Genomic DNA, 18,931 nt, shown 5'->3' on the forward strand with positions numbered 1-18,931 from the left:
CACCTCTCGCTGCTGTGTGTGTTCCTATGTGGTTGACGTGGAACTGATGTTGACGGCGGTTCAGCTCTTGCGCAGATACTGCGGTGCGGGCGGTTCCGACTTGGTCGAGTCCTCACCCAGTGTGGCCGACAGCCACTTTTCGTACGACGCCTGCCAGCCGTTCGCGGTGTCCTCGCGGTAGTCCACGAGGATCTGGTTGACCCGGCGTACCAGGTCGTCGGCGTCCTTCTGCATCGCCACGCCGTAGTACTCCGTGGTGAAGGGAGCGCCCTTCAGTTCGACCGTCGGGTCCTGCGCGGCCTGGCTGGCGGCGAGCGCGCCGTCGGTCACCACGGCGTCGGCCTCGCCGAGTTGGAGCCGCACCAGGCAGTCGAGCTGGTTGGGGACGGTGAGGGATATGTCGGCGGAGGAGACCAGCTCGCTCGCCTTCTGGTCCTCGTCCAGCTTGGTGTACGCGGTGGAACCCTCGGCCGTGCAGATCTTCTTGCCGGCGAGCGAGTCGTCGTAGCCGGTGATCGTCGAGGACTTGGGGGCCAGGAGCTGCTGGCCGGTCTTGAAGTACGGTGCGGAGAACGCGACGTCCTCCAGGCGGCTGCAGTTGATCGTCATCGTGCGGACGATCATGTCGACGCGGCCTTCCTGGATGGCCGGGATGCGCTGGTTGGTGGGGATGGCCTTGAACTGGACCGCGTCCGGGTCGCCGAGGATGTCCTGGGCGATCCGGTGGACCAGGTCGATGTCGAAGCCCTCAAGCTCGGCCGTGCCGGCGCTGTTGGGGTTGCGGTAGCCCCAGCGGTAGCTGTTCTGGTCGACGCCGACGATCAGTTTGCGCTTCTCGCCCTCACGGGCCTTGATCGCGTCGATGGTGGAGCCGTCCGCGCCGGACGGGGACAGGGTCTGCCGCTCCGGGTCGGTGCACTCCTCGGCCCGCGCCTGGTCGACGTGGGTGGTACCTCCGTCGCCCCGGCCGCCCCTGCTCTCCTCGGCGGACTGGGTGAGCGGCAGCAGCAGCGCGAACGCCAGTGCCAGGGCGCACACGACCGCCATCGCCCCGACACCGCCCCAGCCCCTCAGGCCGGCCCGCAGACGTCGTGCATGCATCGTCACGCCCCCTTTCATCGGTACTCCGACAGCCTGCGCCCGATGCCCAGCACCGCGCCGGCGGCACCGAGCACCGCGAGGACGGCGGCGCCCACCGACAGCCCGGTCATCGCGTCGAGGCCGTCACCGGCGGCCTGCTTGAACTCGGTCTGCTCGTGGTCGAGCGCCTTGGCGAGGTTCTCGTCGACGTTGTCGAAGCACTCGCCGGTCGCACCCTCGTCGCCGATCACCTTGTCCAGCGCCTGCTGGTAGTTGCCGTTGTCGTCCTCCGCGCGGGCGGAGGTGTGGCGCTCGTGCCACTCCTCCATGTTGCCCACGGCCGCCGTGACGGGCTCCTCGCCGGAGTCGTCGTCGGCGAGATCCTCGGCCGCGGCCAGACCCTTGGCGAGGGTGTCCATGTCCTTGCGGAAGTCGTTGTCGTAGGCGTCGACCACCTCGCCGCCCACCTCGACCGTCTCGGCGCCGCGGGCGACCAGGGTCAGGTTCTCGTTGCCGCGTGCTTTCAAGGAGGCGATCCGGGCGTCGTTCAGCACGTTCAGCGAGCGGACGCCGTGGTCGTACGAGTCGTTGAGGCCCGCGCGGGCGACGCTGTGGCCGACGACCAGCCAGAGCAGCACGACCGTCGCCGTCGCGGTCGCGGCGACCAGGCCGTGGTTGAGCACGCGGTTGGTGCGCCGGTAGTTGCGGTGCTGGGCCCAGGCCAGCGCGGAGAGCGCGAGGACGCCCAGGGCGATCGCGGCCCAGGGGTACGGCGTCGCGGCGTCGTAGTCGTCGCGCAGCCGCTGGTTCTCCTTCTTGTAGAGATCCTCGGCGGCGGGGAGCATCTGGGTCTGCATCTTCTCGTTCGCGTACCGCAGATACGCGCCGCCGACCGGGAAGCCCTGCCGGTTGTACGTCCGGGCGCGCTCGACCAGGCCCTTGTACTCCGGCAGCAGCCGGTTGAGCCGGGCGATGGTGGCCGCGGAGGGGGAGTCGGGCTCCGAGTTCGCGGCGGCGTTGACGAGTTTGGCCGCGGCGGTACGGATGTCCTTCTCGTACCGCTCGCGCGTCGCTGCCGTCTCCTGGCCGCCGGCCAGGAAGCCGCTGGAGGCCGCCGTGTTGGCGTCGGCGAGCGAGCGGTAGATGTCGGCCGCGTCCGAGCTGAGCGGCTGGCTGCTGTGCAGCACGTCGTCTGCCGCGCCGGCCCGCTCGGTCGTCTGCCAGGCCGTCACCGCGCCGAAGGCGACGACCAGCAGGGCGAGGACCGCGCCGATGATGCGCAGGCGGCCGGGCTCGGTGGTGGCCGCCGAGCGGAGGCGGTCGGCGCCCTCGGCGAACGCGGTACGGCGGGGTGGCTCGGTGGGGTCCGGGGCGGCAGATCCCTGTGATGCGAGGGGAAGGGGTGCGCCGGGTCCGCCCGATTGCGGCGGTAGTGATGGCATCGTGGGCACGCCGACGCCTGCCGGTGGCGCCGTGCTGCTTTTCGGCGAGTCTGTCACTGCTGACCTCCCCCATGGTCATCCGTCGCCGCAAGTATCGCTGCCGGGACTGACATTCCGCACCGGCCTTCACTGGATCTTGATCGGATCGCAGCGGTGTAGCCCGAGTTTGGGGCATGACGTGGCGCTCCGCACCCTCCCCTGCCCATGAATACGCCGGGGGAATCGGTTCGGTTCCATCGGGGGGCGGGTGGGAGCTCGGTGGTGTCGTGTCCGGGGGTGCGGGGGTGCTATGTCACATACGCGAGGGTGCTATGTCATGTGCGCGGCGGTACTATGTCATATACGGCACGGTGCTATGTCACATACTGCGTACGCACCCGCTCCTGCGCTCCGGCCCCCGCGCCCACCCGGTCAAGCCCCAGCAACACAGCCCCCAGCACCGGTCGTTCCCGCACCACCCGTGCCACCGCCTTGGGAGCCCGGTACGCCAGCAAGTCCCGTACCTTGCCGTCCAGTTGCGCATGGCCCGCAGCCAGTACCCCGCCCCCCAGCACCACCGGAGTCTCCTCCTCCAGCAGTCCCAGACGGGTCAGGGCCACCGTCGCCATCGTCACCACCTCGTCGGCCAGCCGGTCCACGATCGCCCGGGCCAGCGGGTCACCGTCCGCCGCGGTGGTGAAGAGGACCGGCGTCAGTTCGTGGCGGCGCAGCGGCTCGATGTGCTCCAGGTGCAGGGCCTCGATCAGGGCGTACATGGAGTCGAGGCCGAAGTGCGCGGGCAGGGCATGCGCCAGTGCCGTGGGTTCGCCCCTGCCGTCCTCCGCGCGGGCCGCGAACCACAGCGCCTCCTCCGCCAGCCCCCAACCGCCGCCCCAGTCACCGGAGATACGGCCGATCGCGGGGAAGCGGGCGGTACGGCCGTCGGGGCGCATGCCGACGCAGTTGATGCCGGCGCCGCAGACGACGGCGACCCCGCGCGGCTCGGTGACCCCGGCCCGCAGGATCGCGAACGTGTCGTTGCGGACCTCGACGGTCGTACCCCACGCGCGCGCGTGCAGCGCGTTTGCCAACCGCTCCTCCTCCACGGGAAAGTCGGCGTTGGCCAGGCAGGCGGAGACATGGCCGGCGGAGCTGACCCCCGCGTCGGTGAAGGCCCGCGTCACCGCCTCGGCGACCACGTCGACCGCCGCCTCCACGCCCACCGCCGGTGGCCTGAATCCGCCCCCGCGCGCCGTGGCCAGGACCTGCCCGTCCGCCGCCACCACCGCCACATCGGTCTTGCTGTTGCCCGCGTCGACGGCGAGGACGGATGCGGTCATGCCCACGCGAGATGCTCCCGGTTGTGTGCGATCAGTCGGTCGGTGAGGGTTTCCGCGTATGCGTACTGCCCGATCAGGGGGTGGCTCAGCAGGGCACGGAAGACCCGGTCACGGCCGCCGTGCACGGCCGCTTCCAGCGCCAGGTCCTCGTATGCCGTGACCTGTGCCATCAGCCCCGCGTACAGCGGGTCCACGGCCGGTACGGGCAGCGGCGCCGGACCCTGGGGCCCCACCGCCGCCTGTACCTCGATCACCGCGTCGTCGGGAAGGAAGGGCAGCGTGCCCCGGTTGCTGGTGTTCACCACCTGGTACGGGCTGCCCCCGCCCGCCCGTCGCCCACCACCGCCCTCAAACGAGGGCCCTGCGGGCCCGCAGCCGTGACCCAGCAGCGCCGCCGCCAGGTCCACCGCGGCCTCCGAGTAGTAGGCGCCGCCCCGCTTGGCGAGCAGTTCCGGTTTCTCGTCCAGGGCCGGGTCGCCGTACATCGTCAGCAACTGCCGTTCCATTTCGGCCACTTCGGCGGCGCGGGAGGGCTTGGTGCGCAGCTCTCGTACGACCTCGTCGTGCGCGTAGTAGTAGCGCAGGTAGTACGACGGGACGACGCCCAGGCGGTCCAGGAGCGGGCGGGGCAGATGCAGGTCGGCGGCGATCGGGTCGCCGTACTCCGCGAGGAGCTTGGGCAGGACGTTCTCGCCTTCCGGGCCGCCCAGCCGTACGCCTGTCTCCCACGTGAGGTGGTTGAGGCCCACGTGGTCCAGGTGGACGTCCGAGGGGGTGACGCCCAGCATTCCGGCGAACTTCCGCTGGAAGCCGATGGCCACGTTGCACAGGCCGATCGCCTTGTGACCTGCCTGGAGCAGGGCGCGGGTGACGATGCCGACCGGGTTGGTGAAGTCGATGATCCAGGCGTTCGGGTTCGTACGACGGACCCGTTCCGCGATGTCGAGGACGACCGGCACCGTGCGCAGCGCCTTGGCGAGGCCGCCCGCGCCCGTCGTCTCCTGGCCGACGCAGCCGCACTCCAGGGGCCAGGTCTCGTCCTGTTCGCGGGCCGCCTGACCGCCGACGCGGAGCTGGAGGAGGACGGCGTCGGCGCCGTCGACCCCCGCGTCCAGGTCGGAGGTCGTGACGATCCTGCCGGCGTGGCCCTGCCTGGCGAAGATACGCCGGGCCAGTCCGCCCACCAGCTCCAGGCGTTCGGCCGCCGGGTCGACGAGCACGAGTTCCTCGATCGGCAGGGTCTTTCTCAATCGTGCGAATCCGTCGATGAGTTCGGGTGTGTAGGTCGAGCCGCCGCCGACCACGGTGAGTTTCATGAACGGTTCAACCCTTCACTCCGGTGAGGGTGACGCCCTCGACGAACGCCTTCTGCGCGAAGAAGAACACGAGGATCACGGGGGCCATGACCAGCACGGTCGCGGCCATGGTCAGGTTCCAGTCGGTGTGGTGGGCGCCCTTGAAGGATTCCAGCCCATAACTCAGTGTCCAGGCTCCGGGGTTCTCGGATGCGTAGATCTGCGGGCCGAAGTAGTCGTTCCAGGCGTAGAAGAACTGGAACAGGGCCACGGCGGCGATGCCCGGCTTCGCCATCGGCAGGACGACCTTCAGCAGTGTCCGCAGCTCTCCGCAGCCGTCGACCTTCGCCGCGTCCAGGTACTCGTTCGGGACCGTCATCAGGAACTGGCGCAGCAGGAAGATCGAGAACGCGTCGCCGAAGGCCATCGGGATGATCAGCGGCCAGAGCGTGCCGGACAGGCCCAGCTGTTTCGCCCAGAAGAGGTACATCGGGATGATGACCACCTGCGGCGGCAGCATCATCATCGAGATCACCAGCATCAGGGACAGATTGCGGCCCCGGAAGCGGAACTTCGCCAGTGCGTAAGCGACCGGGAGGGACGACACGACTGTAAGGACTGTTCCCAGTCCGGCGTAGAGCAGCGTGTTCCGCCACCAGGTCAGGAAGCCCGGTGTGTCGAAGACCTTCTGGTAGTTGCCCCACTCCCAGGTGTTCGGGGTCAGATCGCGGCTGAGCGCCTGGCTGTCGCTCATCAGCGAGGTAAGGAAGACGAACACGAAGGGGAGCACGAAGAACAGGGCGGCGGCGACGCCCAGCGCGTGGACCGCGACCCACTCCAGGAGTGCCCTGCGGCGGGCCGTGCGATCGGCGGGCGAGACCGGCGCCCTCAACTCCACGGGTGTGTCCAGCACTTGCGTCATCAGTCACCTGCCTGGATGAGACCGCCCCGACGCCGCATCAGGAACGCGGTGAACATCATCGACAGGGCGAAGAGGACGAGGGCGACGACACACGCGGAGCCGTAGTCGAAGCGCTGGAAGCCGAGGTTGTAGACGAGCTGGGGGATGGTGAGGGTGGACTTGTCCGGGTAGCCGGGCTCGAACTGTGTGCCCGCGCCCTGGATCACGCCGGAGGCGACTTTCCCGGCGACGAGTGGCTGCGTGTAGTACTGCATGGTCTGGATCACGCCGGTGACCACCGCGAACATCACGATCGGCGAAATGTTGGGAAGGGTTACATACCGGAACCGCTGCCAGGCAGACGCCCCGTCCAGCTCGGCCGCCTCGTACTGCTCCTGGGGCACGTCGAGCAGCGCCGCCATGAAGATGACCATCAGGTCGCCGATGCCCCACAGGGCGAGCAGGGTGAGGGCGGGCTTGGACCAGGCGGGGTCGTTGAACCAGCCGGGCGCCGGGAGGCCGACCTTCTCCAGCACCGAGTTCACCGGTCCGGTACCCGGGTTGAGCAGGAACGCGAAGGCCATGGTGGCCGCCACGGGCGGGGCCAGGTAGGGGAGGTAGAACAGCGTCCGGAAGATCCCCGTCCCCGTCTTGATCTTCGTGATGAGCAGGCCGACCCCGAGTCCGAAGGCGACCCGCAGCGAGACCATCACCATGACCAGCCACAGGGTGTTGCGCAGGGCCGGCCAGAAGAAGGGGTAGTGCTCGAAGACGTAGGTCCAGTTCTGCGTCCCGCTCCAGGTCGGCGGCTTGAAGCCGTCGTAGTGCATGAACGAGAAGTAGACCGTCGAGGCCAGCGGATAGGCGAAGAAGACCGAGAAGCCGATCAGCCAGGGCGACATGAAGGCGATCGTGCGCAGTGCCTGTTTCCGCTGCTTCGCAGCGAGGCCAGACCGGCGGCGCTTCGACGCCAGTGTGATGGTGCTCATCGCTACTTCGCCTGCGCGATGTCTGTGTCGATCTGCTCGGCCGCGTCGGCGAGGCCCGTCGTCAGGTCGGTGACCTTGCCGCTCTCGTAGTCGTAGCCGAGCTGCTGGATCGTCGCGAGGTACACGCCGCCGTTGACCGAGGACGGGGCGGTCGTCGAGTTCGGGTTCGCGGCGATGTCGAGGAAGGTCTTGAAGCGCGGGTCGTACGTCAGCTTCGGGGACTTCAGGGCCGCGAGCGTCGAGGGCACGTTGTGGATGGCGTTGGAGAAGCCGACCACCGCGTCCGTGTCGGTGGTGATGTACCGCAGGAACTCCCAGGCCGCGTTCTGCTTGGTGCTGTTGGCGGCGATGCCGGCGACGGTGCCGGTGATGTAGCCCTTGCCGTACTGGTCCGCCTGGTCGTCGGGGACGGGCAGCGGGGCGACGCCGATTTCGAAGCCGGGCTTGGCGTCCATGGCCATGCCCAGGCGCCACTCACCGTCGAGTTGCATGGCGACCTGCCCGGTCTGGAAGGGGTGCTTGGGTCCCCACTCGTCGCCGAGTCCTGCGCGGTACTTCTCCAGCTTCCGGTAGCCGCCGAGTTCGTCGACGAGCTGCTTCTGGAGGGTGAAGGCTTCGGTGACGGCCGGGTCGGTGGCGATCGTGGACTTGCCCGACTCGTCGAAGTAGGTGGGCGAGAACTGGCCCATGTAGTGCTCGGTCGTGGTCTCCCAGCCGTGGTAGTTCGGCATGAAGCCGAGCTGCTTGTAGGTGCTGCCCTGGGTGATCGTCAGCTTCTTGGCGGCGGCTTCGAACTCGGACCACGTCCTGGGCGGCGAGGTGATGCCGGCCTTCTCGAACGCCGTCTTGTTGTAGTAGAGCCCGTACGCGTCGCCCAGCAGCGGCGCGGCACAGCGGTCGCCGTCGAACTGGGTGTACTCGTTCATCGCGGCCGGGAAGGTCGTGTCCGGGTCGATCCCCGACTTCGTGAAGAAGGGGTTGAGGTCGACCAGCGCGTCCGAGGAGCAGAACCTGCCCACGCTGTTGGTGGTGAACGACGAGATGACGTCCGGGGCCTTGTCGCCGCCCCCGCGCAGCGCCTGGTTGATCTTGTCGTCCGTCATGTTGCCGACGACGTTGACGTGGATGTTGGGGTACGCCTTCTCGAAACCGGCGACCAGTGACTTCACGGCCTCCACCTCGGAGTCCGCGCTCCAGGCGTGCCAGAAGTTGATGGTCGTCTCCTTCGACGCGTCGTCGTCGGCGCCGGAGGAGGTCTGGCCGGTACAGGCGGTGGTGACGAGCACGGCGGACACGGTCAGGGCAAAGGCCGCTTTCCGGGCGGATGAGGGCATGGCTGTGCGCATGACGGAGTCTCCCTGGGGGACGAGCGGTGAGGTGAGAGTGAGGTTGAGGGGGGTGCGTGGGTCAGCGTGAGGTGTCGAAGACCTCGTCGCGGGTGGCCGCCAGCGCGCTCTCCAGCGCGCCGCGCAGCACGGGGTGTTCACGGACGTCGCCGACGACCAGCCGGGGCCGGGAGGCTGCCAGTTCCTCCAGCTCGGCCTGGACGAGGGCGCGCAGGGTGTCGCCGCCGGCGGTGAGCGAGGCGCCGCTGAGGACGACGAGTTCGGGGTCGAGGACGGAGACGAGCGAGGCGAGACCGGTGGCGAGGCGGGTCGCGTACGTCTCCAGGAGCAGCCGGTGCAGGACGGTGTCCTCCGCGGCGGCCCGCGCGACGAGGGCGGCGGCGACCTCGGCGTACGGCCCCGAGGGGATGTCCGACATGCCGAGCTCACGGGCGAGGTGGGGGACGGCCTGGGAGCCCGCGAGCTCCTGATAGCCGCCACTGTTGGCTTTGGTGACCTGCCGCACCAGAGGCGCTCCGGGAACCGGCAGGAAACCTACCTCCCCCGCACCGCCGGTCCAGCCGCGGTGCAGCCGGCCGCCGAGGACGAGCGCGGCACCCAGGCCCCCTTCGTTCCACAGCAGCACGAAGTCGTCGTGCCCCCGGGCCGCCCCCAGCCGCTGCTCGGCGACGGCGACCAGATTGACGTCGTTCTCGTACTCGACCGGCATCGGCAGGGCGGCGGCGATCTCGTCGAGGAGTGCCGGGGTGTGCCAGCCGGGGAGGTGGGAGGCGTAGCGCAGTCGGCCGGTGCCCGGGTCGAAGGCGCCGGGGGTGCCGATGACGAGCCGGCGGAGGTCGGCACGGGCGAGCCCGGCCGCCTTCACGGCGCCGTCGAGGGCGTCGGTGACCTGCTGGACGACGGGGCCGCTGGGTCGCCGGCCGGGGGTCCGCAGTTCGTACGTGCCCACCGTGCGGCCGGTGATGTCGGCGACGGCGGCGCGGATGCGTTCGGGGGTGACGTCGAGCCCGGCGGCGTACGCGGCGGTCGGGTTGACCGCGTACAGCTGGGCGCCCGGCCCCGGGCGGCCCTCGCTGGTGCCGGTGACGAGGACGAGTCCGGCGGCCTCCAGGCGGGCCAGGAGCTGGGAGGCGGTCGGCTTGGAGAGGCCGGTGAGCTTGCCGATCTTCGTGCGGGACAGGGGGCCGTGGGCCAGCAGGAGGTCCAGGGCGGCACGGTCGTTCATGGCGCGCAGGACGCGCGGGGTGCCCGGCGTACCGGCGATGCCTGCCATGTGTGTCCACCTGCCTTTCTCAGCCGCCCAGCTTCTCAGTGCCGGGGGAGGGAAGTCCATCGAGGGGCACTGAAGGAGCCCTCCGCCAGTACTGTTAGGAAAGTTTCCTATCGCGGTGTCCAGGAAGGTAAGCCCAACGCGAAGGAGGCGTCAAGAGAGACCGCCCCCGGGCAACAGAGTCGTAACCGGTGGGGCGGTGAGACGGGTCGCCCGACCGGCTCCTGGCAGGATGGCGTGACCACTACAGAAGGAGGGGCGGCGCGTGGCCGTACTCGTGTTGTTCGTCGTCCTCGTGCTCGTCATCGGCGGGTGCGCCTGCGTCGTATGGGCGCGGCGCGGAGGCCCGCGCTGGGTGCGCGCGGTGGCCGCCGTCACGCTGGGGACGGGCGAGGTCGTGCGCTTTCTGGTGCGCAGCAACGGCAGAAGCGGGAACTCGGGCTCCAGCTCCAGCGACGACTAGGGCGTGTTTCGAAAGTCCCCCCTGCCCCGCGACGCCTGGCACGCCCTAGGACGACTGGAGGGACTGCCTACTTCGCCCCGCTCGGCGGAGTGAGCGGGGTGGCCGCCGAAGCCTGCGGTGACGACGTGTTCGAGAAGACGGACGGGGGCGAGATGCCGGCGGCCGGGTCTTCGGACGTCTCGCCCTCCGGCTGGGGCGGTACGCCGCCGACGATGCGGATGCCCTCGGCGTCGAAGGCGCGCTTGATGCGCCAGCGGAGTTCGCGTTCGACGGTGAGGGCCTTGCCGGGCATGGTCTTGGCGGAGACGCGGACGACCATCGAGTCCAGCAGGACGCTGTCCAGGCCAAGGATCTCGACCGGGCCCCAGAGCATCTCGTTCCAGGGGTCTTCCTTGCTCATCTCCTCGCCGACCCGGGCGAGGACCGCCTTGAGCTGGTCCAGGTCCTCCGACGGCCGGACGGTGACGTCGACGCCGGCCGTGGCCCAGCCCTGGGACAGGTTGCCGATGCGCTTGACCTCGCCGTTGCGGACGTACCAGATCTCGCCGTTGTCGCCGCGCAGCTTGGTGACGCGCAGGCCGACCTCGATGACCTCGCCGGAGGCGACGCCCGCGTCGACGGTGTCGCCGACGCCGTACTGGTCCTCAAGGATCATGAAGACGCCGGAGAGGAAGTCCGTGACGAGGTTGCGGGCGCCGAAGCCGATGGCGACGCCCGCGACGCCGGCGGAGGCCAGCAGCGGGGCGAGGTTGATCTCGAAAGCGGAGAGGATCATCAGGCCCGCGGTGCCCATGATCAGGAAGCTGGCCACCGACCGCAGCACCGAGCCGATCGCCTGCGAGCGCTGACGGCGGCGCTCCACATTGACCAGCAGACCGCCCAGCGACGTGCCGTCGACCGCCTGGGCCGTACGGTTCATGCGGTCTATCAGCTTGGTGATCGCCCGGCGCACGATCACTCTCAGCACCGCCGCGATCACCAGGATCAGCAGCACTCTGAGGCCGATAGCGAGCCAGGTGGACCAGTTCTCCTCGACCCAGCCGGCGGCGTCGGTCGCGCTCTCCTGGGCGTCCTGGAGAGAAGGGACCGTCGGAGCCGTGGGCGTCTCCGAGGGGGACGGAGACGGCGACGGGGACGACCCGGCGGCCAATAGGACGGCGGACAGGGACACGGCGGGTACCTCCAGGTGCAGCGGTCCGCCCGTCGGCAGTCAGTAAAGATCACGAGAAGGTCACCGGACGGGCAGGCCCACCACACTATCGGGGCATTGTGTGTGGATCGTTGCGATGTTCTTGGGAGGAGAAGCCCTCGGCCCGGATGAACTGGTGGGATGAACCGCCCGCGATCCTGGGGATGAATCAAGGTGTGGTCGAAAACACTCCCAGCCCGTTACCTGGACATGGTGGCGCTTCCACCAGGCATGAGGGGAGACTGACTACAGATCGTCCCGGCGCGAGCCACGCGCCGCCGACGCCCAAGGAGGCATCCGTGCCGCATGTCCTGGTCCTCAACGCGTCGTACGAGCCGCTCGGCGTCGTACCGCTGCGCCGCGCGCTCATCCTCGTCCTCGAGAACAAGGCCGTATGCCTTGAGGAGTCCGGCGCCTTTATGCGCAGCGCAACCGTCACAGTCCCCGCACCAAGCGTGGTCCGGCTCAAGCGATTCGTCCGGGTTCCCTATCGGGGACCCGTTCCTCTTACCCGGCGGGCGCTCTTCGCGCGCGACGGGGGCCGGTGCATGTACTGCGGTGGCGTCGCAACCAGCGTCGACCACGTCATCCCGCGCAGCCGCGGGGGCAAGCACGTCTGGGACAACGTGGTGGCGTCCTGCCGCCGCTGCAACCACGTGAAGGCCGACCGGCATCTCTTCGAGATCGGCTGGCGGCTGCGCCACAAACCCGCTCCGCCCACCGGCCTGGCCTGGCGCATCATCGGGACCGGCCATAGGGATCCGCGCTGGCTGCCCTACTTGCAGCCGTACGGCGCGGACGATGCCCTGGCCCGGATCGACGGCGCTATTTCCGCCTGACGATCCGGGCCTTCGCATACCCGGCATGCGTGGGCTGAACCGGCCCCGGGGGACGTGGACCCCCGGGGCGGAGGCGTGTGCCCAGCGGCGGATTCGCGCAACGCGACCTCGGTGACGACCTCAGTGACGACCTTCGACCGGGAGCGTGACCTTGTCACCCCGAGTCACTTGGCCGGTATGCCCGGAACGATGAATTCCGTATGAGAAAGGGCAACTGCCGGGTAAAAGAAGGTCGTTGACAGTGCGGCGAACTTAAGTGATCTTTAGGGTTCCTCCACACCCCTGGCCGGGTCTGGAGGAACCCGGAGGCGTACGCCTCCAGACCGCATCATCCGCAACCTGGCTAGGAGAAACAGATATGCGTTCCGCTTCCACCATACGCCGTGCGGCGTATGTCACGGCAGCCGTGGCGTCCCTCAGTCTGATCAACGCGCCCACGGCCTCCGCCAACTGGTCCAGCTACATCACCAGCTGGACCGACGGCGACGAGTCGCGGCGCTGGGAGGACCAGGGCAGCTACTCCCAGGTTCAGTTCCGGGACTGCTTCGCTCAGTACGCGACCACCCAGGCGGTCACGCTGACGGAGCGGGTCGACATCAGCCTGTCTCCGGACAAGACCCTCGACTCCAAGACCTTCACCAACTGCTTCAACGGCACCAACTCATGGAGCAACGGCGAGTGGACCGACGTCCCCTCCGGAACCAACACGCTGTACTTCCGCGCTGACAAGGTCGGCAACGGCGGTTCTTGCTGCCTGCTGTTCGTCTCCGAGGTGTACGTGGACACCTCCCAGGCCGACTGATCCGAGCAGGACTCTCGACGGGGCCGGCGCACGGGCATCGCTCGTGCGCCGGCTCGTTCAACCCCATTTCTCTGGAGATCGAGTGCGACTGCGTACCCTTGTCAGGACGTCGAGTGCCTTGCCGGCCCTGCCGCTGGCCCTCGTTCTCGTGATCCTGTACTACAGCTCCGGGACCAGCGAGCAGATCGCCTTCTGGCCCTACCCGTACGCGCCGACGCTGGTGCAGCAGCCGATCGAGCTGATGTACGCGGTCACCTACGCCGTGGTCTCGGCCGCCGCCGCCTGGCAGGGCGCCCGGCTGAAGGAGGCCGGCGTGTGGCAAGCTGCCCCCTTCCGGCCCGCGTGGCAGATCATCGCCCTCGCGCTCGTGCCCGTCGTCGCCCTGGGCTGGCTGATGTTCATCACCCCGGTCGTGATGGCGTTCGTCCAGATCCCGACCTGGCCCACCCTGGACAGCCTTCCGCCGCTGCTGCTGGGCATGGCGCTGTGCTGCGCGCACGCCCTGATCGGATTCAGCATCGGCCGCTGGATCCGGCCGATCATCGCCGCACCGACGCTGATGTGCCTGGTGTTCGTCATCGTGGCGTTCCCGCATTCGATGAACCCGCCGTGGCTGCGGCACATCATGGGCGAGTACTCCGCCCAGCTCGGCTTCGGCGAGACCGCGACTTTCGTCTCCATGGTCGCCCAGCTGTTGCCCACGGGCGGCGTGGCGGTGGCGGTCGCGCTGATCTGGATCGGCCGCTGGCACATCGCGGTGCGCGCCGGGCTCGGCACGGCGCTGGCACTGGCCTCCGTCACCGGGGCCTACGCCATCACCGCGAACTGGAACTTCAACCCGAGCCTGAACGCGGGACAGGTCACGGTGGTGTGCTCCGGAAAGGCTCCGGAGGTCTGCATGCCCGAACAGGCCGGCGATGACCTCGCGGTCGTCTCCGCCGAGGTGCGGACGACCTACGCGCAGCTGAAGACCTACGGCGTGGTGAAGGACGTACCGGACACGGTGCGGGACTCCATCATCTACGGCCGGTTCGAGCCGAAGCCCTCGACCACGACCGCCTACATACCGCTGTCGCTCGCGCACAAGAACGACGCCGTGGTGGCGACCATTGTCGACGGGACGCCCAAGTTCGGCTGTGACGCGACCCCGGAGGCGATCATCACGGTGAACATGTGGCTGGCGGGCAGGCTGGGACGCGCCATCAGCTTCGAGAGCATCGCGTCCGGCAACCCCTTCTACACGCGCTCCCAGCACGACAAGATCGCGAAGGCGGTGGACGAGGTCTCGCGCAAGCCGGTCGACGAGCAGCGGGCCTGGTACCGGCAGATGCTCAAGGACGGCTGCGAGGGGGCGGCGCCGTGATCTGGTGGCTGAAGGTCCGCCGGGTGCACCCCGTGCTCACGGCGGCGGTCGGCACGTTCACCCTCCTGACGTTCGCCTTCCGCGACAACGCCGTCGTGCTGCCCTCGTTCTCCGTCAACGCGGGCAACAGCGTGGTGCTGTCCTTCTTCACTCCCTTGATCGTCGTCGGTGCGATCGGCCAGTGCCTGGACTCGCGGCTGCCCTCGGCCGAGCGGACCGGACTGCGCCCCGTCGGATGGATGGACACCGGTCTGGTCCTGGCTGCCGTGGGTGTCGTCCTGGCGGGATCCGGGGCGGCGGGCTGGGCGCTGGACTCGGGGGCGGCGGTGCAGGCCGGCCGCAACACGGTCTTGCTCACGGGCATGATCCTGCTCGGCCGGGGCTTCTTCGGCCGGGCGTCGGTCGTGCTGCCCCTGGCCTGGGTGTTCGCCGTGGTGTTCTTCGGACGCAGCAGCGGCACCGCCTACCACAGCTGGGCCCTCACCGGGCAGGAAGCCTCCGATCCGTACGCCGCCGCCCTGGCCGCGGCGACCTTCGTCATCGGGCTCTCCGTGAACCAATACACCTCAAGGACAGCGCTGTGAGTCTCACCTTCCAAGACTGCACCTACCGCTACGGCCGCAAGCTGCGCCCGGTGCTCGACGACTTCTCCTACCGGCTGCCCGGAGGGCTGACGATCCTCCTCGGCCCCAACGGAGCGGGCAAGTCCACCCTTCTGAAGCTGGCGGCCTCGGTCGACCAGCCCCAGTCGGGCCGCGTCGACTACGGCAGGCACAGCTCGCGCTCGCGCGCCTACCGCCGGCATGTCTCCTGGATGCCCCAGAACGTGCCCGCCATGGCCGGCCTGACCGCCAGGGAGCAGGTCGCCTACGTCGGGTGGCTGAAGGGGATGAACCGCACCGAGGCCTGGGACCGCGCCCTGGAGACGCTCACGCTGGTCAACCTCCGCGAGCACGCGGACACCAAGGCGTCCACGCTCTCCGGCGGCCAGCTGCGGCGGGTCGGGGTGGCCTCGGCCCTGGTCCACGAGTGCCGCGTGCTGCTCCTCGACGAACCGACCGCGGGGATGGACCCCCGCCAGCGGCGGGTGTTCCGCGACCTCCTGCGCGGCCTGTCGGGCGACGTCGACGTGCTCATGTCCACGCACGACGTCGCCGACCTCGCCGAGGAGGCCGATCACGTCACCGTGCTGTACGGCGGCAAGGTCCTCCAGACCGGTTCGACTGAGGCGTTCCTCGCCCACACCCCCCTCGGAGCGGCCCCGGGACGCGCCGCCGAGGCCGCCTACACGGCCCTTCTCACCGGGTACGAGACGGAGTGACGCGGGCTCCCCGTCGGCCCCCGTCGGCCTCCCGTCCGGTCAGGCCCTCGGCGGGGCGGTCGGCACGGGTGGCCAACGCATCGTCATCACCTCATTCTGGTGCGAAAGTGCGAGAAAGGGACGTGAGCAGAAGCACGTTGTCCCTTGGTACGTCTGCCGCCGCGCCCGCTGGGTAGGGCTGCGATAACCCGCAAGGGCCTGCCCGGCGCGAATCCGCCGGACAGGCCGTAGGTCGCCGTACACGACAAGGAGGCCCCCGTGGCCGCATCGGCACATCTTCTGCTCTCGGCCCTCTCCAAACAGGAGGCGGAGCCGTCCGCCGCCCCCGATCTGCACAGCTGCGTCTTCAGCGCGGAGGGCGCCTGCGCCGAGGCGCCGCTGACCAGCGAACCTCCGCTGCCGGACGCGGAACCCCTGACCAGCGAGCCGCCGCTCGCCGACGCCGCCCCGCTGACCAGCGAGTCCGATGCCTGCCCGGACACGTCGGCGGGCGGGCTCGATACCTGCTCGGACACTTTCCACCCGGGGTGGTAGATGTCCAACCGGACATTTCCGATGCTTCGGCCCCCTTGGCCCCTTCGATCCCTTCGGCCCCTTCGATCCCTTCGGCCCCTTCGATCCCTTCGATCCCTTCGAATCCTTCGGACCCTTCCCGCCCGGAGCCGCAGATGACAGCACCCCGGGCGGCCGCGGCCCCCGACGAGGACCTCTCCCGGCTCGCCGAGCTGCACGGCGTCGCCACGTCCTACAGCCCGTCGTCCGACCGTACGGTCACCGCGCCGGCCGCCGCGCTCACCCGGACGCTGGCCGCACTCGGTGTCGACACGAGCAGCCCCCAAGGCGTCCGCGCCGCGCTCGCCGCCCGGCAACGGGAGCTGAGCGAACGGCTGCTGCCGCCGACCGTGGTGTGCTGGAGCGGCAGTGCGCCCGCCGCGCTCGCCGCCCTCCCGGCGGGCACCCGGCTGCGCGTCGAGACCGAGCAGGGCGAGACCCGCGCCGCCGCCGAGCAACTCCCGCCGGGAGTCCACCGGTTGACCGCGACCGCCCCCGACGGCCGCACCGCCCGCGTCCACCTGGTCGTCGCCCCGCCCCGGCTGCCCACGCCGCCCGGACGCTCGTACGGCCTCCTCGTCCAGCTCTACTCCCTGCTCTCCCGGCGCTCCTGGGGCATGGGCGACCTCGGTGACCTCGCAGAGCTGGCCGCCTGGGCCGGGCGGACGCTCGGCGCCGGATTCGTGCAGGTCAACCCGCTCCATGTGGCCGTGCCCGGCACGCCCACCGACCCCTCCCCCTACCGGCCCTCCTCACGCCGCTTCCCCGACCCGGTGCATCTGCGGGTCGAGGACATCCCCGAGTTCGCGTATGCCGACGGGCGGGAGCGGGTGCGCGGGCTGCTGGAGCGGGCGGCGCGGCTGCGGGAATCGGTGCTGGAAAAGGGGGAGTTGATCGACCGGGACGCGGTGTGGGCGCTGAAGCGCGAGGCGCTTGAGCTGGTGCGGGACGTGCCGCTCGGGCCGGGGCGCCGGGCCGCGTACGCCGACTTCCTCGCCGGGCAGGGCGAGGCCCTGGAGGACCACGCCACCTGGTACGCGCTGGCCGAGGTGCACGGCCCGGACCGGCGCCGCTGGCCGGCCGGTCTGCGCGACCCCCGCTCGGCGGAAACCGCCCGCGCCCGGCGCGAGTTGATGGACCGCGTCGACTTCTACTCCTGGCTCGCCTGGCTCACCGACGCCCAGCTCACCGCCGCGCAGCGCGCCGCGCGTGAGGCGGGCATGCCGGTCGGGATCGTGCACGATCTGGCGGTCGGGGTGCACCCGGAGGGCGCGGACGCCTGGGCCCAGCAGCGGTACTTCGCGGCCGGCATGTCGGTCGGAGCGCCACCGGACGCCTTCAACGCCCGCGGCCAGGACTGGGGGCTGCCGCCCTGGAGACCGGACCGGCTCGCCGACTCGGGCTACGCCCCCTTCCGCATGCTGCTGAAGGCCCTGTTCCGCTACGCCGGCGCCCTGCGCGTCGACCACGTCATGGGCCTGTTCCGGCTCTGGTGGGTGCCGGAGGGGCTGCCGCCGACGGAAGGGACGTACGTCCGTTACGACGCCGAGGCCATGCTCGCCGTCCTCGTGCTGGAGGCCTCCCGCGCCGGGGCCGTGGTGATCGGCGAGGACCTGGGCACCGTAGAGCCCGGAGTCCGCGAGACGCTGCGGGAGCGCGGGGTGCTCGGCACGTCGGTCCTGTGGTTCGAACGGGACTGGGAGGGCGACGGCCGCCCCCTGCCTCCCGACCGGTGGCGTGCCGACTGCCTCGCCACCGTCACCACCCACGACCTGCCCCCGACCGCCGCCCGTCTCACCGGCGAACACGTCGAACTCCGCGACCGCCTCGGTCTGTTGACCCGTGCCCTGAAGGAGGAGCGGGCGGAGGCGGCCGCCGATACGGGGGAGTGGCTGGCGCTGCTCGCCCGGCTGGGTCTGCTGCAGGGGACGAGCGGAGGCCGTGGCTCGTCCGCCGAGGAGGCCGAGGTCCAGGCCGTCCACCGCTATCTGCTCCGCACCCCGGCCCGCATGATCGGCATCTGGCTGCCGGACGGGGTCGGCGACCGCCGCCCGCAGAACCTGCCGGGTACGTGGGACCAGTACCCGAACTGGCGGCTTCCGGTGGCGGACGCGGAGGGCAGGCCGGTGACACTGGAGGAGGTGGCGGGGTCGGCGCGGCTGCATGCGCTGGTCGAGGTGGTACGCGCGTCGGGTGGGCGGTGGCCGTGAGGGCGGGGGCCCGGGGCGGGGCGTCCGGTGAGGCCCCGGGGGCTCTTACGGCACCCCCGGACGCGCGTCGCCACCCGACGTTGGATACTTTGGCTCCGTGGACAAAAAGAACGCCCTGCGCGCCGGCGCCCTGGCCGCCGGTACGACGCTGATGATGCTGCTCATGTCGTCCCCCGCGCTCGCGCTCACCCGCGACGACGGCGACGACCCCGGCACGGGCCTGAGCGTCATCGAGACGCTGGGTCTGTTCGTCGCGGCCCCGCTGGCCCTCTTCGCGGTCATCGCGGGCCTGGTGATGGTCCTCGACCGGTCCAAGGACCGTCAGCCGAAGTCCAAGGCCGTGGCCAAGGGGAAGAGCGGGACCACGGCGGAAGCCAAGGTCTGAGGTCTCCGAGGCCGACGCCACCGAAGCCGACGCCTGATTCGAGGGGCGCCGACCCCGCCATACGTGCGCGCGACAGCCGTACGTGGGCGAGGCCGGTGCCCTTTCGCGTTCCGCGGCGGCGGGGCTCGGTGCCGTCGACACCTCTGCTCGGCGCCCGCCTGACGG

General features: G+C 70.1%; 18 protein-coding genes. 9 read left to right on the forward strand and 9 right to left on the reverse strand.

What is annotated here, in order from left to right:
• Positions 1-60: 60 nt before the first annotated feature.
• From GFH49_RS18090 to GFH49_RS18125, 8 genes are all read right to left on the reverse strand, one after another.
• Entirely contained in the window at positions 61-1,101 is a 1,041-nt protein-coding gene (locus tag GFH49_RS18090; RefSeq protein WP_155056992.1) for a glutamate ABC transporter substrate-binding protein, read from the reverse strand.
• A 14-nt stretch (positions 1,102-1,115) separates the two neighbouring features.
• Positions 1,116-2,522: a GlnX family signal transduction membrane protein gene (locus GFH49_RS18095; protein ID WP_155056994.1), complete on the reverse strand. Its 1,407-nt coding sequence runs from the start codon at positions 2,520-2,522 to the stop codon at positions 1,116-1,118.
• A gap of 353 nt (positions 2,523-2,875) precedes the next feature.
• A complete protein-coding gene (locus GFH49_RS18100; protein ID WP_155056996.1) occupies positions 2,876-3,847 on the reverse strand; it encodes an N-acetylglucosamine kinase in 972 nt (323 codons plus the stop codon).
• A complete protein-coding gene (locus GFH49_RS18105; RefSeq protein WP_155056997.1) occupies positions 3,838-5,157 on the reverse strand; it encodes a 6-phospho-beta-glucosidase in 1,320 nt (439 codons plus the stop codon). Before GFH49_RS18105 ends, GFH49_RS18100 begins: the two co-directional genes overlap by 10 nt.
• A 7-nt stretch (positions 5,158-5,164) precedes the next feature.
• On the reverse strand, positions 5,165-6,058 hold the full coding sequence (locus tag GFH49_RS18110) for a carbohydrate ABC transporter permease (RefSeq protein WP_155056999.1): 894 nt from the start codon (positions 6,056-6,058) through the stop codon (positions 5,165-5,167).
• Entirely contained in the window at positions 6,058-7,026 is a 969-nt protein-coding gene (locus tag GFH49_RS18115) for a carbohydrate ABC transporter permease (protein ID WP_155057001.1), read from the reverse strand. The genes GFH49_RS18110 and GFH49_RS18115 overlap by 1 nt, the downstream gene beginning before the upstream one ends.
• Positions 7,027-7,028: 2 nt before the next feature.
• Positions 7,029-8,372 (reverse strand): ABC transporter substrate-binding protein, encoded by a 1,344-nt coding sequence (locus GFH49_RS18120; protein WP_155057003.1) that lies wholly within the window; start codon positions 8,370-8,372, stop codon positions 7,029-7,031.
• A gap of 61 nt (positions 8,373-8,433) precedes the next feature.
• A complete protein-coding gene (locus GFH49_RS18125) occupies positions 8,434-9,645 on the reverse strand; it encodes an ROK family transcriptional regulator (protein ID WP_155057005.1) in 1,212 nt (403 codons plus the stop codon).
• A gap of 262 nt (positions 9,646-9,907) precedes the next feature.
• Here GFH49_RS18125 and GFH49_RS18130 point away from each other — a divergent pair, with 262 nt between their 5' ends.
• Positions 9,908-10,105, forward strand: a complete 198-nt coding sequence (locus tag GFH49_RS18130) for a hypothetical protein (protein ID WP_155057007.1) — start codon at positions 9,908-9,910, stop codon at positions 10,103-10,105.
• Positions 10,106-10,172: 67 nt separating this feature from the next.
• On the opposite strand, the gene GFH49_RS18135 is transcribed toward GFH49_RS18130, so the two are convergent.
• Positions 10,173-11,276: a mechanosensitive ion channel family protein gene (locus GFH49_RS18135; RefSeq protein ID WP_155057009.1), complete on the reverse strand. Its 1,104-nt coding sequence runs from the start codon at positions 11,274-11,276 to the stop codon at positions 10,173-10,175.
• A 317-nt stretch (positions 11,277-11,593) separates the two neighbouring features.
• Between GFH49_RS18135 and GFH49_RS18140 the strand changes: the two genes are divergently transcribed.
• The 8 genes from GFH49_RS18140 to GFH49_RS18170 all read left to right on the forward strand — a co-directional run bounded on the left by GFH49_RS18140 (position 11,594) and on the right by GFH49_RS18170 (position 18,766).
• Positions 11,594-12,133, forward strand: a complete 540-nt coding sequence (locus GFH49_RS18140; protein WP_155057011.1) for an HNH endonuclease — start codon at positions 11,594-11,596, stop codon at positions 12,131-12,133.
• Positions 12,134-12,491: 358 nt separating this feature from the next.
• Positions 12,492-12,935, forward strand: a complete 444-nt coding sequence (locus GFH49_RS18145) for a hypothetical protein (protein ID WP_155057013.1) — start codon at positions 12,492-12,494, stop codon at positions 12,933-12,935.
• Between the two features lie 118 nt (positions 12,936-13,053).
• Complete coding sequence (locus tag GFH49_RS18150) at positions 13,054-14,298, forward strand: hypothetical protein (protein WP_155057015.1); 1,245 nt, start codon at positions 13,054-13,056, stop codon at positions 14,296-14,298.
• On the forward strand, positions 14,295-14,882 hold the full coding sequence (locus GFH49_RS40190; protein ID WP_230396358.1) for a hypothetical protein: 588 nt from the start codon (positions 14,295-14,297) through the stop codon (positions 14,880-14,882). The genes GFH49_RS18150 and GFH49_RS40190 overlap by 4 nt, the downstream gene beginning before the upstream one ends.
• Positions 14,879-15,619, forward strand: coding sequence for an ABC transporter ATP-binding protein (locus GFH49_RS18155; protein WP_230396359.1), 741 nt, complete (start codon positions 14,879-14,881; stop codon positions 15,617-15,619). Before GFH49_RS40190 ends, GFH49_RS18155 begins: the two co-directional genes overlap by 4 nt.
• Before the next feature lie 258 nt (positions 15,620-15,877).
• Entirely contained in the window at positions 15,878-16,153 is a 276-nt protein-coding gene (locus tag GFH49_RS18160) for a hypothetical protein (RefSeq protein WP_155057020.1), read from the forward strand.
• A 134-nt stretch (positions 16,154-16,287) separates the two neighbouring features.
• Positions 16,288-18,381, forward strand: a complete 2,094-nt coding sequence (gene malQ, locus GFH49_RS18165) for a 4-alpha-glucanotransferase (RefSeq protein WP_155057022.1) — start codon at positions 16,288-16,290, stop codon at positions 18,379-18,381.
• Positions 18,382-18,478: 97 nt separating this feature from the next.
• The gene (locus GFH49_RS18170; protein ID WP_155057023.1) at positions 18,479-18,766 is read left to right on the forward strand and encodes a hypothetical protein; all 288 of its coding nucleotides are present in this window, start codon (positions 18,479-18,481) and stop codon (positions 18,764-18,766) included.
• Positions 18,767-18,931: the final 165 nt, after the last annotated feature.

It is taken from the genome of Streptomyces blattellae (assembly GCF_009709555.1).
Lineage (GTDB): Bacteria > Actinomycetota > Actinomycetes > Streptomycetales > Streptomycetaceae > Streptomyces > Streptomyces blattellae.

Excerpts from the sequence above, each read along its gene's own strand:
- GFH49_RS18090 (WP_155056992.1), bottom strand. The coding sequence starts at position 1,101 with ATGCATGCACGACGTCTGCGGGCCGGCCTGAGGGGCTGGGGCGGTGTC.
- GFH49_RS18095 (WP_155056994.1), bottom strand. The coding sequence starts at position 2,522 with ATGCCATCACTACCGCCGCAATCGGGCGGACCCGGCGCACCCCTTCCC.
- GFH49_RS18105 (WP_155056997.1), bottom strand. The coding sequence starts at position 5,157 with ATGAAACTCACCGTGGTCGGCGGCGGCTCGACCTACACACCCGAACTC.
- GFH49_RS18110 (WP_155056999.1), bottom strand. The coding sequence starts at position 6,058 with ATGACGCAAGTGCTGGACACACCCGTGGAGTTGAGGGCGCCGGTCTCG.
- GFH49_RS18115 (WP_155057001.1), bottom strand. The coding sequence starts at position 7,026 with ATGAGCACCATCACACTGGCGTCGAAGCGCCGCCGGTCTGGCCTCGCT.
- GFH49_RS18120 (WP_155057003.1), bottom strand. The coding sequence starts at position 8,372 with ATGCGCACAGCCATGCCCTCATCCGCCCGGAAAGCGGCCTTTGCCCTG.
- GFH49_RS18125 (WP_155057005.1), bottom strand. The coding sequence starts at position 9,645 with ATGGCAGGCATCGCCGGTACGCCGGGCACCCCGCGCGTCCTGCGCGCC.
- GFH49_RS18145 (WP_155057013.1), top strand. The coding sequence starts at position 12,492 with ATGCGTTCCGCTTCCACCATACGCCGTGCGGCGTATGTCACGGCAGCC.
- malQ (WP_155057022.1), top strand. The coding sequence starts at position 16,288 with ATGACAGCACCCCGGGCGGCCGCGGCCCCCGACGAGGACCTCTCCCGG.